At 70.1% G+C, this 13,984-nt stretch carries 13 protein-coding genes; 10 read left to right on the forward strand and 3 right to left on the reverse strand.

What is annotated here, in order from left to right:
• The first annotated feature begins 72 nt into the window (after positions 1–72).
• From fahA to AB6A66_RS13935, 8 genes are all read left to right on the forward strand, one after another.
• A complete protein-coding gene (gene fahA / locus AB6A66_RS13900) occupies positions 73–1,329 on the forward strand; it encodes a fumarylacetoacetase (RefSeq protein ID WP_371056349.1) in 1,257 nt (418 codons plus the stop codon).
• Positions 1,330–1,343: 14 nt separating this feature from the next.
• The gene (locus AB6A66_RS13905; RefSeq protein WP_371037248.1) at positions 1,344–2,294 is read left to right on the forward strand and encodes an MBL fold metallo-hydrolase; all 951 of its coding nucleotides are present in this window, start codon (positions 1,344–1,346) and stop codon (positions 2,292–2,294) included.
• On the forward strand, positions 2,291–2,491 hold the full coding sequence (locus tag AB6A66_RS13910; protein WP_371056350.1) for a hypothetical protein: 201 nt from the start codon (positions 2,291–2,293) through the stop codon (positions 2,489–2,491). The genes AB6A66_RS13905 and AB6A66_RS13910 overlap by 4 nt, the downstream gene beginning before the upstream one ends.
• Positions 2,488–4,110 carry an FAD-dependent oxidoreductase gene (locus AB6A66_RS13915; RefSeq protein ID WP_371056351.1) on the forward strand — a complete coding sequence of 541 codons (1,623 nt, stop codon included), beginning with the start codon at positions 2,488–2,490 and terminating at the stop codon, positions 4,108–4,110. Before AB6A66_RS13910 ends, AB6A66_RS13915 begins: the two co-directional genes overlap by 4 nt.
• Positions 4,107–4,313, forward strand: a complete 207-nt coding sequence (locus AB6A66_RS13920; RefSeq protein ID WP_371037227.1) for a DUF2783 domain-containing protein — start codon at positions 4,107–4,109, stop codon at positions 4,311–4,313. Before AB6A66_RS13915 ends, AB6A66_RS13920 begins: the two co-directional genes overlap by 4 nt.
• Complete coding sequence (maiA, locus tag AB6A66_RS13925) at positions 4,310–4,945, forward strand: maleylacetoacetate isomerase (protein WP_371056352.1); 636 nt, start codon at positions 4,310–4,312, stop codon at positions 4,943–4,945. Before AB6A66_RS13920 ends, maiA begins: the two co-directional genes overlap by 4 nt.
• 62 nt (positions 4,946–5,007) lie before the next feature.
• Complete coding sequence (locus AB6A66_RS13930; RefSeq protein ID WP_371056353.1) at positions 5,008–6,426, forward strand: aspartate aminotransferase family protein; 1,419 nt, start codon at positions 5,008–5,010, stop codon at positions 6,424–6,426.
• Positions 6,427–6,430: 4 nt separating this feature from the next.
• On the forward strand, positions 6,431–7,201 hold the full coding sequence (locus tag AB6A66_RS13935; protein WP_371056354.1) for an aldolase/citrate lyase family protein: 771 nt from the start codon (positions 6,431–6,433) through the stop codon (positions 7,199–7,201).
• Positions 7,202–7,213: 12 nt separating this feature from the next.
• Here AB6A66_RS13935 and AB6A66_RS13940 read toward each other — a convergent pair whose 3' ends face one another.
• From AB6A66_RS13940 to AB6A66_RS13950, 3 genes are all read right to left on the reverse strand, one after another.
• Positions 7,214–8,479, reverse strand: coding sequence for an ABC transporter permease (locus AB6A66_RS13940; protein WP_371056355.1), 1,266 nt, complete (start codon positions 8,477–8,479; stop codon positions 7,214–7,216).
• Positions 8,476–9,282 (reverse strand): ATP-binding cassette domain-containing protein, encoded by an 807-nt coding sequence (locus AB6A66_RS13945; protein ID WP_371056356.1) that lies wholly within the window; start codon positions 9,280–9,282, stop codon positions 8,476–8,478. Before AB6A66_RS13945 ends, AB6A66_RS13940 begins: the two co-directional genes overlap by 4 nt.
• A gap of 174 nt (positions 9,283–9,456) precedes the next feature.
• Positions 9,457–10,455, reverse strand: a complete 999-nt coding sequence (locus tag AB6A66_RS13950) for an ABC transporter substrate-binding protein (RefSeq protein ID WP_371056357.1) — start codon at positions 10,453–10,455, stop codon at positions 9,457–9,459.
• A 420-nt stretch (positions 10,456–10,875) separates the two neighbouring features.
• Here AB6A66_RS13950 and AB6A66_RS13955 point away from each other — a divergent pair, with 420 nt between their 5' ends.
• Both AB6A66_RS13955 and AB6A66_RS13960 read left to right on the forward strand, forming a co-directional pair.
• Complete coding sequence (locus tag AB6A66_RS13955; RefSeq protein WP_371056358.1) at positions 10,876–12,267, forward strand: aspartate aminotransferase family protein; 1,392 nt, start codon at positions 10,876–10,878, stop codon at positions 12,265–12,267.
• Positions 12,268–12,387: 120 nt separating this feature from the next.
• Positions 12,388–13,845, forward strand: coding sequence for a PLP-dependent aminotransferase family protein (locus AB6A66_RS13960; RefSeq protein WP_371056359.1), 1,458 nt, complete (start codon positions 12,388–12,390; stop codon positions 13,843–13,845).
• Positions 13,846–13,984: the final 139 nt, after the last annotated feature.

Genomic DNA, 13,984 nt, shown 5'->3' on the forward strand with positions numbered 1-13,984 from the left:
GCCAGGTCTCTTGCGCCAAGGTTTTTCGAAAAGCCTTGGCACCCGGCCGCCCCCGCCACGGAAAGGAGCCCCATGTCGCTGATGCCGAGCTGGGTGGAAAGCGCGAACGCGCCCGATCACCCCTTCCCGCTCAACAACCTGCCCTGCGGCGTCTTCTCCACCGAGACGCTGGATCCCCGCTGCGGGGTGGCCATCGGCGACATGATCCTCGATCTCGCCCGCGCCGAGGCGGAGGGCCTGGTCGAGGTCGGGGCGGGGCCGCTCTTCGACGTGCCGTTCTGGAACGAGCTCTTCGAGGAAGGCCCCGAGGTCTGGGCCGCCCTGCGCGCGCGCCTGACCGCGCTCCTCGCGCGCGGCGCGCCAGAGCGGGACAGGGTGGAGCCGCTGCTCGTGCCGCAGGCCGGGGCAGAGATGCACATGCCCTTCCTCGTGGCCGAGTACACCGATTTCTACGCCGGCCGGCATCACGCGACCAATGTCGGCACCATGTTCCGCGGCGCCGAGAACGCGCTGCCGCCCAACTGGCTGCACATCCCGATCGGCTACAATGGCCGCGCCTCCTCGGTGGTGGTCTCGGGCACGCCGGTCCGGCGGCCCTGGGGCCAGCTCAAGGGGCCGGAGGATGCCGCGCCCCGCTTCGCGCCCTCGCGCCGCTTCGACCTCGAACTCGAGGTGGGCGCGGTGGTGGGCCAGGCGTCGGAGGGGCCGGTCACGGTCGCCGAGGCCGACGAGATGATCTTCGGCTACGTGCTGCTGAACGACTGGTCGGCGCGCGACATCCAGGCCTGGGAATACCAGCCGCTCGGCCCTTTCCAGGCCAAGGCCACGGCCACGACCATCGGACCGTGGATCGTCACCAGGGCGGCGCTGGAGCCATTCCGCGCGCCCGCGCCGGAGCGCGAGGTGCCGCTTCTGCCGCATCTCGCCGATGCCGGCCCCATGCTCTACGACATCGAGCTGCGCGTGACGCTCGCGCCCGAGGGCGAGGCCGCGACGGAAATCGCGCGGACGAACTACCGCGAGATGTACTATTCCTCGGCCCAGCAACTCGCCCATCACACGACCAGCGGCTGCCCGATGACGCCCGGCGATTTGCTGGGGTCGGGCACGGTCTCGGGGCCGGAGAAGACGCAGCGCGGCTCGCTGCTCGAGCTCTCGTGGGGCGGCAAGGAGCCCGTGACGCTGGACACCGGCGAGGCGCGCAGCTTCCTCGAGGACGGGGACACCGTCACGCTTTATGCCGCCGCGCGCGGGGACGGCTACACCATCGGCTTCGGGCCCTGCGCGGGGCAGCTGCTGCCGGCGCTCGAAGATCCCTACAAACGCTGAGAAGAGGGCAGGACATGGCAAAGGCATTCGCGTCGCAGGGCGACATGACCGAAAAAGAGGTCAGCTTCACCGAGATCGGCGAGGGGCTCTGGGCCTTCACCGCCGAGGGCGACCCGAACTCGGGCGTCATCATCGGCGACGACAGCGTGATGATCGTCGAGGCGCAGGCTACGCCGCGCCTCGCCAACAAGGTCATCGAGAAGGTGCGCGAGGTGACCGACAAGCCGATCACCCATCTCGCGCTCACCCACTACCACGCGGTGCGCGTTCTCGGCGCCTCGGCCTACGGCGCCGATCAGATCGTGATGTCCGAGATGGCGCGCGGCATGGTCGCCGAACGCGGCCAGGAGGATTGGGAGAGCGAGTTCGAGCGCTTTCCGCGCCTCTTCCAGGGCCACGAGTCGATCCCCGGCCTCACCTGGCCCACGACCACCTTCAACGACCGGATGACCGTCTATCTCGGCAACCGGCGAGTGGACCTGATGCACCTCGGCCGCGCGCACACGGCAGGCGACATCGTGATCCACGTCCCCGACCAGAACGTGATGTTCACGGGCGACATCGTCGAATACCACTCCGCCTGCTACTGCGGCGACGGGCATTTCGCCGAGTGGGGCGAGACGCTCGACGCGATCCGCTGGTTCGACGTGGACGCCATCGCGCCCGGCCGCGGCGACGCGCTGGTGGGCCGGGAGATGGTCAACGCCGCCATCGAGAGCACGCGCGACTTCCTGGAAAGCACCTACCGCCCCGCCGCCCGCGTGGCGGCACGCGGCGGCACGCTCAAGGACGCGTGGGACGCCGTGCGCGCCGAATGCGACCCGAAGTTCTCGGACTTCGCGATCTACGAGCATTGCCTGCCCTTCAACGTGGCCCGCGCCCATGACGAGGCGCGCGGCATCGAGACGCCGCGAATCTGGACCGCCGCGCGCGACAAGGAGATGTGGGAGGCGTTGCAGGGATGAGCCGCTTCGGCCCCACCCGCGGCGAGCTGTGGTTCCGCCTCGCCTTCTCCCTCTTCGGGCTCGGCGCGATCGCCGCGGCCCTGCTGCTGCGCGGGCCGAGCCCCGCCTGGATCGAGATCGCCGGCGTGGGCGGGGCCTTTTTCGGCGGCACCGCGCTCTGGACGATCTGGAAGCTCACAGGGAAGACCCGGACATGAACAAGATCTTCGAGACGCCGCTTTACCCCTACACCCGCGCGCCGGACCAGGACGCGCCCGCGCCGGTGCGCCATCCGGTGATCGTGGTCGGCGCGGGCCCGGTGGGCCTTGCCACCGCCATCGACCTCGCCGGACGCGGCGTTCCGGTCGTGGTGGTCGACGAGAACGACAAGGTGAGCTTCGGCTCCCGCGCGATCTGTTTCGCCAAGCGCCCGCTCGAGATCCTCGACCGCCTCGGCTGCGGCGAGCCGATGGTGGAGAAGGGCGTGCGGTGGAACCTCGGCAAGGTCTTCTTCGGCGAGCGCAAGGTCTACGACTTCAACCTGCTGCCCGAGGAGGGCCACCGGCGCCCGGCCTTCGTGAACCTTCAGCAATACCATTTCGAGCGCATCCTCGTGGACCGCGTGCGCGAGATGCAGGCCGCGGGCGCGCCGATCGAGCTGCGGGGCGGCACACGGGTCGCCTCCGTCGCGGAGGCGGGCGATCACGTGGCGGTCGCGCTCGACACGCCCGAGGGCCCCTACGCGGTCGAGGCGGAATGGCTCGTGGCCTGCGACGGCGCGGGCTCTCCCATCCGCTCCATGATGGGGCTCGACTTCGTGGGACGGGTGTTCGAGGACAACTTCCTCATCGCCGACGTGGTGATGGACGCCGAGTTCCCCACCGAACGCTGGTTCTGGTTCGACCCGCCCTTCAACCCTGGCCAGTCGGCGCTCCTGCACAAGCAGCCCGACGGGGTCTGGCGGATCGACCTGCAACTGGGCTGGGACATCGACAAGGAGGAAGAGAAGAAGCCCGAGAACGTCATCCCGCGGCTGAAGGCCATGCTCGGAGACGACGTGTCCTTCGAGCTCGAATGGGTCTCGATCTACACCTTCCAGTGCCGCCGGATGGAACGGTTCCGCCACGGCCGGGTGATCTTCGCCGGCGATTCGGCCCACCAGGTCAGCCCATTCGGCGCGCGGGGCGCGAACTCGGGCGTTCAGGACGCCGACAACCTCGCCTGGAAGCTGAAGCTCGTGATCGAGGGCAAGGCGCCCGAAGGGCTGCTCGATAGCTACGACGCCGAGCGTATCCACGGCGCGGACGAGAACATTCTGAACTCGAGCCGCTCCACCGATTTCATCACGCCGAAATCCGAGACGAGCCGGCTTTTCCGCGACGCGGTGCTCGATCTGTCAGAGCACTACGCCTTCGCCCGGCCGCTGGTGAACTCGGGGCGGCTCTCCGTGCCCTGCACCTATGACGGGTCCCCGCTCAACACGCCCGACGCGCTGCCGGAGGGCCCCGCGCGCACGCGCCCCGGCAGCCCCTGCCCCGACGCGCCCGTCGGCAACGGCTTCCTGCTCGACCGTCTCACCGGGGGCTTCGCGCTGCTTTGCATCGACGCAGACGCACCCGAGCGGCTGGAAGAGGACGGCGTCGCTGCCCCGTGTATCGCGCTTTCCGCCGCCGACGATCCCTCGGGCGCGCTCGCGGCGCGCTATCTCGGCGACGCGGCCTCGGCCGTCTATCTCGTCCGGCCGGACCAGCACGTCGCCGCGCGCTGGCCCGCCTTCGACGAGAGCGCCGCACGCGCCGCGCTCCGCCGCGCCATGGCACGGGAGATGCGCCAATGACCCTGACGCTTGCGCCCAACATCGCGGGGCCGGACGATTTCTACGCCGAGCTTCTCGCCGCCCATGAAGGGCTGACGAAGGCGGAAAGCGACGCGCTCAACGCGCGCCTCATCCTCCTTCTCGCCAACCACATCGGCGATCGCGCGGTGCTGTCGCAGGCGCTCGACGCCGCCCGCGCGCCCGGGCGGGACGCCGCGGGGTGAGCGAGGCCGTCCTTTACGATTTCTGGCGCAGCTCGGCGAGCTACCGTCTGCGCATAGCGCTCGCCCTCGCCGGGATCGACACCCGCCCGGTGCCGGTCGATCTGCCGACGCTCCGGCACAAGACGCCCGAGCATGTCGCGCGCAACCCGCAGGGCCTCGTCCCCGTACTGGAGATCGACGGAGACCGCTTCACCCAGTCGCTGGCGATCCTCGACTACCTCGACGAGACGCGCGGGCTGAGTCTCCTGCCGGCCGAGCCCGCCGAGCGCGCCCATGTCCGCGCCCTCGCCCACTCGGTCGCGGTGGATGTCCACCCGGTCTGCAACGTCTCTGTCGCGGCCTATGCGGTCGAGCTTTCGGGGCGGGAGGAGGCGCGCGAGATGTGGATGCGCCGTTTCATCGCGCCGGGGCTCGCTGCCTTCGAGGCGCTGCTCGCGCGGTGGGAGCAGGCGCCCTACTGCACGGGCGCGGCCGTCTCGCTGGCCGACATCTGCCTCATGCCGCAGCTCTACAACGCCGACCGCTGGGGCGCGGACTATTCGGACTGCCCGCGCATCCTGACGGTGAAGGCCGCGCTGGACGCGCACCCGGCCTTCGCCGCGGCCCATCCCGACCGGCACGCGCCCGGTTGACCCGCCGCCCTTGACACCGGGGGGCCCGCGCGGGACGACGGCGCGACGCGGAGGGAGGCGGCATGGACTGGAGCGAATTTCCCAAACACGGCCGCGCGGTGGCCGACTGGGCGGCAGAGTATCACGCAACGCTGCGCGACCGGCCGGTGCGCGCGCCATTGACCCCGGGCGCGACGCTCGCGCGCCTGCCCGAAGCCCCACCCGAGGCGGCGGAGCCCGTCGAGGACATCCTCCGCGACTTCCACGAGATCGTGATGCCGGGGCTGACCCATTGGCAGCACCCGCGCTTCTTCGCCTATTTCCCGGCGAACGCGGCGCCCGCCTCGGTGCTGGCCGAATACCTCGTGGCCACCGTCGCGCCGCAATGCATGCTCTGGCAGACCTCGCCCGCCGCCACCGAGATGGAGACGCGGATGATGGGCTGGCTCGCGCGGGCGGTGGGCCTGCCCGACGCGTTCCACGGCGTGATCCAGGACAGCGCGAGCTCGGCGACGCTGGCGGCGGTGCTGACCATGCGCGAGCGCGCGCTGGACTGGGCGGGCAATACCGAGGGCCTTTCGGGCGCGCCGCGGCTGCGGATCTACTGCTCGGGCGAGGTGCACTCCTCCATCGACCGGGCGATCTGGATCGCGGGCATCGGGTCGGCGAACCTGGTGCGCCTGCCGGTAACGGGGCCGCGCCGCGCCATGGACACGGCCGCGCTGGCCCGCGCCATCGCCGACGACCGTGCCGCGGGGCATCTTCCGGCCGGGATCGTCGCCTGCACGGGCGCCACGGGCATGGGCGCGTCCGACGACCTCGCCGCCGTGGCCGAGGTGGCGCGGGCCGAGGGGCTTTACCTTCACGTGGACGCGGCCTGGGCCGGCGCGGCGATGATCTGCCCGGAGTTCCGCGAGCTCTGGGCCGGCGTCGAGAAGGCGGATTCGGTGGTCTTCAACCCGCACAAGTGGCTCGGCGCGCAGTTCGACTGCTCGGCGCACTTCCTGCGCGACCCGGCCGCGCTCACCCGCACGCTGGCGATCCGGCCGGAATACCTCAGGACCCAGGGCGCGGACGGCGTGGTGGATTACTCTGAATGGTCGATCCCGCTCGGGCGGCGCTTCCGGGCGCTCAAGCTCTGGTTCCTGTTGCGCGCCGAGGGGCTAGAAGGACTGCGCGCCATGATCCGCGATCATGTCGCGTGGAGCCGGGGGCTGGCAGAGCGGCTGCGAGAGACGCCGGGCTTCGAGATCGTGACGGAGCCGGTGCTTTCGCTCTTCACCTTCCGCCATGCGCCGCCGGGCGCGGACGCCGATGCCGCGACCGAGCGGCTGCTCGCGGCGATCAACGACGAGGGACGCATCTACCTCACCCGCACGGTGATCGACGGGCGGCCCGTCATCCGGTTCCAGGCGGGCTCCGTCTTCACGACCGCGGCGGACATGGACGCCGCCTACGACGCCATCACCGCCACCGCAGACCGCCTGCGACAGGAGGACTGAGCCGATGCCCGCCCCCGAGAACAGCTTCAAGCGCGCCCTCGCCCAGGGCCGCCCCCGGTTCGGCTGCTGGCTCGGGCTCTGCAGCCCCTACGCCGCCGAGATCGCCGCGCGCGCGGGCTTCGACTGGCTGCTCATCGACGGCGAGCACGCGCCGAACGACCTGCCCACCATCGCCGCGCAGCTCCAGGTGATCGACCCGCTGCCGCCGCAAGCCGTGGTCCGCCTGCCCATGGGCGAGGACTGGGCGATCAAGCAGGCGCTCGACGCGGGCGCGCAGACCCTGCTGATCCCGCTGGTGGAATCGGCCGCACAGGCAGAGCGTCTGGTGCGCGCCACCCGCTACCCGCCGGACGGCCATCGCGGCATGGGCGCCGCCCTTGCCCGCGCCTCGCGCTTCTCGGAGATCGCGGATTACGCGACCACCGCCAACGCCGAGATCTGCCTGCTCGTGCAGGTGGAGACGCGGGCGGGCCTCGCCGCGCTCGACGACATCCTCGCCGTCGATGGCGTGGACGGCGTGTTCATCGGGCCCACGGACCTCTCGGCGGACATGGGATATCCGGGCGACCCGCAGGCGCCGGAGGTGCGGGCGGCGATCCGCGACGCGCTGGGCCGCATCGCGGCGGCCGGGAAGGCGCCCGGGATCCTGTCGGTCGACGACGACGAGATCGCCGCGCATCTCGAGGCCGGGGCGCGCTTCGTCGCCGTCGGGATCGACGTCACGCTGCTGGCCGGCGCGCTCCGCGACCGCGCCCGCCGCTGGTCCTCGGGCTGAGCGCGCCCGCGCTCAGGCCCGGCCCTTCCACGGCACCAGCCAGCGCTCCATCCGGCGCATGGCCATGTCGATGCCGAAGCCGATGATCCCGATCAGGATGATCCCCATGATCACGATGTCGGTAAGCTGGAAGCGCGAGGCGACCATGATCATCATGCCCGCGCCCTGCTCGGCGGCCACGAGTTCGGCGGCGACCACCGTGCCCCAGCACACCCCCATGGCCACCCGCGCGCCGGTGAATATCTCCGGCAGCGAGTTCGGGATGATGACGTGGCGCAGGATCTGCCAGCGCGAGGCGCCCAGCGAATAGGCCGCGTGCACCTTCGAGATAGCCACGCCCGACACGCCCGAGCGCGCCGAGATCGCCATGATCCAGAGCGCCGCCAGAAAGAGCAGTATGATCTTTCCGACCTCGCCTATCCCCGCCCATATGATCACCAGCGGAATGAGGGCGAGCGGCGGCACGGGGCGCATGAACTCCACGATCGGATCGAACCAGCCGCGGAACCAGTCCGAGAGCCCCATGGCGTAACCCAGCGGGATCCCCACCGCCGCGCCGAAGAGAAACCCCACGATCACGCGGAAGAGCGACCAGCCCAGATGCTCCCAGAGGGTGCTGTCGCGGTAGCCGTCGCTCGCGACCTCGCCGATCCGGGCCACGACGGCCTCGGGCGGGGGCAGCCAGATCGGCTCCATCTGCCAGCCCTTCGCCGGCTCGAAGTTGAGCGTGCCCTTGGGCGTCATGCCGACCCGCCCGTCGGCGATGCGCACGGATCCCCCGGGGGCGATCGGCTGGCCGTCGACCTCGACGACCTCGGCGCCCGCGTCGCGGCCCAGCTCGTCGTTGCGGTCCACCCGGATGAGCGTGCTGCGCCAGGCGCCGACGGTGGCGCTGTCGTTCTTGGCCCAGCCCTCGCCCGGGTCCACCTCGGGGGCTTCCGCGTCCTGCTGCACCGGATGCACGAGGACCGTGACCGTCGCCGTGTCGCGCTGCCCGTCGGGCGTGGCGACGGTGTAGTCGAACCGGGTCTCGCCCAGGAACGGGCCCGGCGCGTGCAGGAAGCCCGGCACCCAGGCCGAGCCCGTGAACGCGCCCCAGAGCAGGAAGATCGTGGCCACCGAGATGACACTCGCGATGCGGTTCGGCGTGACGGCGCTTTCGTCGCCGAAGGTCACCGTCTTGCGGGCGGTAAGGCCGGTGCGCGTCTGGTGGACGACGAGCTTCACGAGGAAGAAGGAGGCGGTGAAAATCGCCGCATAGATGAGGAAGATGATCATTGCGCGGCCTCCGTGCGGCCCATGATCTCTTCCTCCATGTCCCAGATCATCGAAAGGATCTCTTCCCGCTTGGGGCTGTAATCGGGATGGCGCTTGACCTCGCGGAGGTCCGCGCCGACACCGAGATCGGCGAAAGGCAGCCGGTATTCGGTGTGGATGCGCCCCGGCCGCGGCGCCATCACGAGAAGCCGTTCGCCGAGCAGCAGCGCCTCTTCCACCGAATGGGTGATGAGGATGATGGTCTTGCCCGTCTCCTTCCAGAGCCTGAGCACCAGGCTCTGCATCTTCTCGCGCGTGAGCGCGTCGAGCGCGCCCAGAGGCTCGTCCATCAGGATCACGTCTGGGTCGTTGGCCAGGCACCGGGCGAGCGCCACGCGCTGCTGCATCCCGCCCGAAAGCTCGTAGATCGCCTTGTCGTGGAAATCGGCGAGCCCCGTGACGTCGAGAAGGTGATCGACGGTGCCGGCCCAGTCGCGTTCGCGCCGGCCGGCCATGCGGGGGCCGAAACTCACGTTCTGGCGCACGCTCATCCATTCGAAGAGCGCGCCCTGCTGGAACACCATTCCGCGCTCGGCGTCGGGGCCGGTGACCTCGTGGCCGTTCATCACCACCTTGCCCGAGGTCGGCGCGAGAAACCCCGCCACGATGTTGAGCAGCGTGGTCTTGCCGCAGCCCGAGGGGCCCAGAACGCTCAGCAACTCGCCCTCGGCGAGGTGTAGCGTGACATCCTGCAGCGCCTGGACCGAGCTGCCATTGGGCAGGTCGAAGCGCATCGAAAGCCGCTCGATGTCGAGCCCGCTCATGCGTCGTCTCTCATGGTCTTCCCTGTCTCCCTGCGTCGCAATCGCCCTCCTGCGAGGGTCTTCTGTCGCCTCGAGCGCCCTGCGTGTCCGGGCCCGCGCCCAAGGGCCCCGGGCCTGCCGCAGCAGGCCCGGGACGTCCTTTCCCGTTTCCTCCGGCGCCGCCGGAGGGCCGGGTCACATGCCGCCGGCGGCGCTTTCCAGCGGGGCGGCGTTCACGGCGTTCGCGTAGCTGTCGAGCGCGGCGTCGATGCTGCCGGCCTCGACGAAGACGTTGGCCACGCCCTGCATGAACTCCTGCGCACCGCCGCCAAGCCACTTGGCGGTCAGCTGCTCGTCCACCGGCGGGAAGACGAAGGTGGCGATGGTCTCGCGCGTGGCCTCCAGATCCATGCCCGCGTCCTTGGCGATCACCGGAAGCATCTCCTCGGTGTTCTCGCCCGAGTTCCACATCGCGTTGGCCTCGGCCGTGACCGCGAGGAACTGCGCCACGATGTCGGAATTCTCCGCCACCCAGTTCGCCGGGCCCGAGGTCACGTCGAAGACCAGAATGCCCAGATCCTCCTTCTCGGCGCCCGTGAGCAGCACGTTGCCGTGCTCTTTCATGCGGCGCAGCGCCCCGCCCCAGCCGCAGGCCATGTCCACCGCGCCCTGCGCGATGGCCGCGGCGCCGTCGGGCGGCGCCATGTCGACGACATCCATCGTGGAGATGTCCACGCCGAAATGGTTCATCTGCTCGAGAAAGCCGTAATGCGCCGCCGTGCCCAGCGGCACCGCGACCTTCTTGCCCTCGAGTTCGTCCGCCGAGTCCTTGTCGATCTCGAGTTCCGCGCGCACGACGCAATTGTCGTTGTCGGAGTAGCTGACCGCCACGTCGAGGATCTGAAGGTCCTGCCCGGCCGAGGTCGCCACCACGAAGGGCGGCACGCCCTGGCTCACGGAAAGCTGCACGTCCCCCGAGGCCATCGCCGCCGACATCGCGGTTCCCGTGTCGAAACTGACCCAGTTGATGTCGATGCCCATGGCGTCCTCGTACATCCCCGTGGCCTTCGCGTACTGGAAAGGCATCGGCCATTCGAGGAAATAGGCCACCGTGATCTCCTGCGCCGCGGCCTGCGCACCGGTGAGCATCGCCGCACCGGCAACCGCCCCCATCAGCTTTCGTCTTGTCATCATCTTCCGTCATCCCTTGCTGGCAGCCGCGATTCGCGGCGGTTCGGCGCGGCGCAATTCTGAGGCGGCACCGTCGCCCGGAGCGGCGCCCGACGGCGCGCCCGTGCCCGAATCCGATCCGAAAAGGCGATTCCGATCAATGGATTTTCCGAAATCCCGGACCGCGCCGCGCGGCCGGAACATGCCGCCGCCACGCGATCTGCAGGAATTTTGCAAGACTTTCCGCCGCCTTGAATGACGCCCGTGGGCCGGGCGCGGATCCTCTCCGCGAAAGGGTGGACTTACCGGGCCGGATCAACTGGCCCTAACAAGCGGCGAAAAAAGTGGCTGATCATCCAAGCTCAGGCTAGCGTTGCCGCAGACAATTCCCGCGCGCCGGCGCCGCCCCGCCGCCCGCCCGCGCAATTCCAAGGACGCATCATCATGGACGGCACCCCCAGAGAGAACGATTTCAGCGGCATCGTCGAGGCCGATCGCGCCCATGTCTGGCATCACCTGGTGCAGCACAAGCCCTTCGAGACGGGCGCGCCCCGCGTGATCGTGGAGGGGCGCGGCATGTCGGTCTGGGACCAGCACGGCAAGGAACACCTCGACGCCGTCTCGGGCGGGGTCTGGACGGTGAATGTGGGCTACGGGCGCGAACGGATCGCCGACGCCGTGCGCGACCAGCTGGTGAAGCTGAACTACTTCGCAGGGGCCGCCGGCACGATCCCCGGCGCGCGCTTCGCCGAGCGGGTCATCGACAAGATGCCGGGCCTGTCGCGCGTCTATTACTGCAACTCCGGATCGGAGGCCAACGAGAAGGCCTTCAAGATGGTCCGGCAGATCGCCCACAAGCGCTACGGCGGCCGCAAGCACAAGATCCTCTACCGCGACCGGGACTATCACGGCACGACGATCGGCTGCCTGTCGGCCGGCGGGCAGGACGAGCGCAACGCGCAATACGGCCCGTTCACGCCCGGTTTCATTCGCGTGCCGCATTGCCTCGAATACCGCAAGCACGAGCAGGACGGCGCGCCGGAGGAAAATTACGGCCTCTGGGCCGCCGACCAGATCGAGAAGGTGATCCTGCAAGAGGGCCCCGACACGGTGGGCGCGCTCTGCCTGGAGCCCGTGACGGCGGGCGGCGGCGTGATCCCGCCGCCTTCCGGCTACTGGGAGCGGGTGCAGGAGATCTGCCGGAAATACGACATCCTGCTGCACATCGACGAGGTCGTCTGCGGCGTCGGCCGCACCGGCACCTGGTTCGGCTACCAGCAATTCGGCGTCGAGCCCGACATGGTCACGATGGCCAAGGGCGTGGCCTCGGGCTACGCCGCGATCGCCTGCCTCGTCACGACCGAGGAGGTGTTCGACATGTTCAAGGCCGATCCCGACGATCCGCTCGACTATTTCCGCGACATCTCCACCTTCGGCGGCTGCACGGCGGGGCCGGCCGCGGCGCTTGAGAACATGGCCATCATCGAGGAGGAGGGCCTTCTGGAAAACACGACGGCGATGGGCGCGCGGCTTATGGAGCGGCTGCACGAGCTCCAGGAGAAGCACGCCGTCGTGGGCGACGTGCGGGGCGCGGGCCTCTTCTGCGGGGCGGAGCTGGTGGCCGACCGCGCCACGAAAGAGCCCGTGGACGAGAAGCTGGCCCAGAAGGTGGTGGGCGACTGCAACGCGCAGGGCGTCATCATCGGCGTGACCAACCGCTCGGTGCCGGGAAAGAACAACACGCTCTGCTTCTCGCCCGCGCTGATCGCCACGGCGGACGACATCGACCGCATCGCCGCCTCCGTGGACGAGGCGCTGGGCCGCGTCTTCGGGTGACCCGGCGGCCGGGCGCGCGCGCGCCCGGGGCCCGGTCCGATGCGGCGCGCGGGCGCAATGCCCGGCCCGGCCCATAAGTCCAGTTTGCACGGTGCGACCGGGCCAGATACGCTTCCGGCCATGGGCATCTCCGCGGTGAGCTTCACGCTCGATCCCGACGGCACGGGCACGTTGCAGGCGCGCATCCAGCAGATGATCGCGCAGGCGATCCTCTCCGGTCGGCTGAGGCGCGGCGACAGGCTGCCCTCGACGCGCCGGATGGCAACGCATCTGGGCGTCAGCCGGATCACCGTGACGCTGGCCTACAACGAGCTTCTGGCGAACGACTACCTGACGTCAAAGGATCGCTCGGGCTACTTCGTGTCGGCGAACGCGCCCGAGCCGCCCGCCTTCCCGGCCGCGCGCCCCCCGCGCGAGGACGCCGTGGACTGGACGCGCGCGCTCGGTCAGCGGTTCTCGGGCGGTGCCGCGCCGCGCAAGCGGCCCGACTGGGCGCGCTTCCGCTTCCCGTTCATCTACGGCCAGGCCGACCCGTCGCTCTTCGATCACGCCAACTGGCGGCTTTGCGCGATGAAGGCGCTTGGCGCGAAGGACTTTCCCGCCCTCGCGCATGATCTCTACGACCAGGACGACCCGCCGCTGGTGGAATTTCTCGCGCGCCACACGCTGCCCCGCCGCGGGATCGAGGCGCGCCCGGAGGAGATCCTGATCACGCTCGGGGCACAGAACGCGCTCTGGCTGACCGCGCAGGTGCTGCTGACCCAGCGCCGCAGGGCCGCGATCGAGACGCCCTGCTACCACGCGCTGCGCGACATCCTCACCCAGTCGCGGTGTCACATCTCGCCCGTACCGGTCGATGCCGACGGGCTGCCGCCCGACGCGGTGCCCGAGGGCACGCATGTGATCTTCACCACGCCGAGCCATCAGTGCCCGACCTCGGCCACCATGCCGCTCGAGCGCCGCCAGGCGCTTCTCGAGAGCGCGCGCGCGCTCGACGCGCTCATCGTTGAGGACGATTACGAGTTCGAGATGGCGTTTCTCCAGACGCCGCTGCCCGCGCTCAAGTCGCTCGATACGGACGGGCGGGTGATCTACGTCGGCAGCTTCTCGAAACCGCTCTTTCCCGGCCTGCGCCTCGGCTACCTGGTCGGCCCCCAGCCCTTCATCCGCGAGGCGCGCGCGCTGCGCGCCTCCGTCCTGCGCCACCCGCCCGGCCTCGTGCAGCGCAGCACGGCCTATTTCCTGGGCCTCGGGCATTACGACGCGATGATACGGCGCATGGGCCGCGTGCTCGCCGAGCGCCGCACGGTGATGGAAGAGGCGGTCGCCGAGCACGGGCTCGAGATCGCGGGACGGGGGGCCTTCGGCGGCTCGTCCTTCTGGATGCGGGCGCCGCGCGGCACCGACACCGCCGCCCTCGCCCGCAAGCTCGAGCGCGAGGAGGTGCTGATCGAGCCCGGGGCGCCCTTTTTCGCCACCCCGCAGGCGCCGGGCGAGTTCTACCGCCTCGCCTGGTCCTCGATCCCGGCAGAACGCATCCCCGAAGGCGTCGCCCGCCTGGCCCGGGCGCTGGGCTGATCTGGCCATATCCGGCGAACGCCGTTGGCCCTATTGGCCGCCCCCCTGCAACCGTAACTTCGCTCAGGCGGCGCATGGCCGGACCGGACCGGCGTCGGTGCCGCGCGCAAGGAGAGACCCCCATGAAGATGACCACCGA

Source organism: Rhodosalinus sp. K401 (genome assembly GCF_041365735.1).
Classification (GTDB): Bacteria; Pseudomonadota; Alphaproteobacteria; order Rhodobacterales; family Rhodobacteraceae; genus Rhodosalinus.

Coding starts and splice junctions, on each gene's coding strand:
- AB6A66_RS13955 (WP_371056358.1), top strand. CDS start 10,876: ATGGACGGCACCCCCAGAGAGAACGATTTCAGCGGCATCGTCGAGGCC.
- fahA (WP_371056349.1), top strand. CDS start 73: ATGTCGCTGATGCCGAGCTGGGTGGAAAGCGCGAACGCGCCCGATCAC.
- AB6A66_RS13920 (WP_371037227.1), top strand. CDS start 4,107: ATGACCCTGACGCTTGCGCCCAACATCGCGGGGCCGGACGATTTCTAC.
- AB6A66_RS13935 (WP_371056354.1), top strand. CDS start 6,431: ATGCCCGCCCCCGAGAACAGCTTCAAGCGCGCCCTCGCCCAGGGCCGC.
- AB6A66_RS13930 (WP_371056353.1), top strand. CDS start 5,008: ATGGACTGGAGCGAATTTCCCAAACACGGCCGCGCGGTGGCCGACTGG.
- AB6A66_RS13915 (WP_371056351.1), top strand. CDS start 2,488: ATGAACAAGATCTTCGAGACGCCGCTTTACCCCTACACCCGCGCGCCG.
- AB6A66_RS13950 (WP_371056357.1), bottom strand. CDS start 10,455: ATGATGACAAGACGAAAGCTGATGGGGGCGGTTGCCGGTGCGGCGATG.
- AB6A66_RS13960 (WP_371056359.1), top strand. CDS start 12,388: ATGGGCATCTCCGCGGTGAGCTTCACGCTCGATCCCGACGGCACGGGC.
- AB6A66_RS13905 (WP_371037248.1), top strand. CDS start 1,344: ATGGCAAAGGCATTCGCGTCGCAGGGCGACATGACCGAAAAAGAGGTC.
- AB6A66_RS13910 (WP_371056350.1), top strand. CDS start 2,291: ATGAGCCGCTTCGGCCCCACCCGCGGCGAGCTGTGGTTCCGCCTCGCC.
- AB6A66_RS13945 (WP_371056356.1), bottom strand. CDS start 9,282: ATGAGCGGGCTCGACATCGAGCGGCTTTCGATGCGCTTCGACCTGCCC.
- AB6A66_RS13940 (WP_371056355.1), bottom strand. CDS start 8,479: ATGATCATCTTCCTCATCTATGCGGCGATTTTCACCGCCTCCTTCTTC.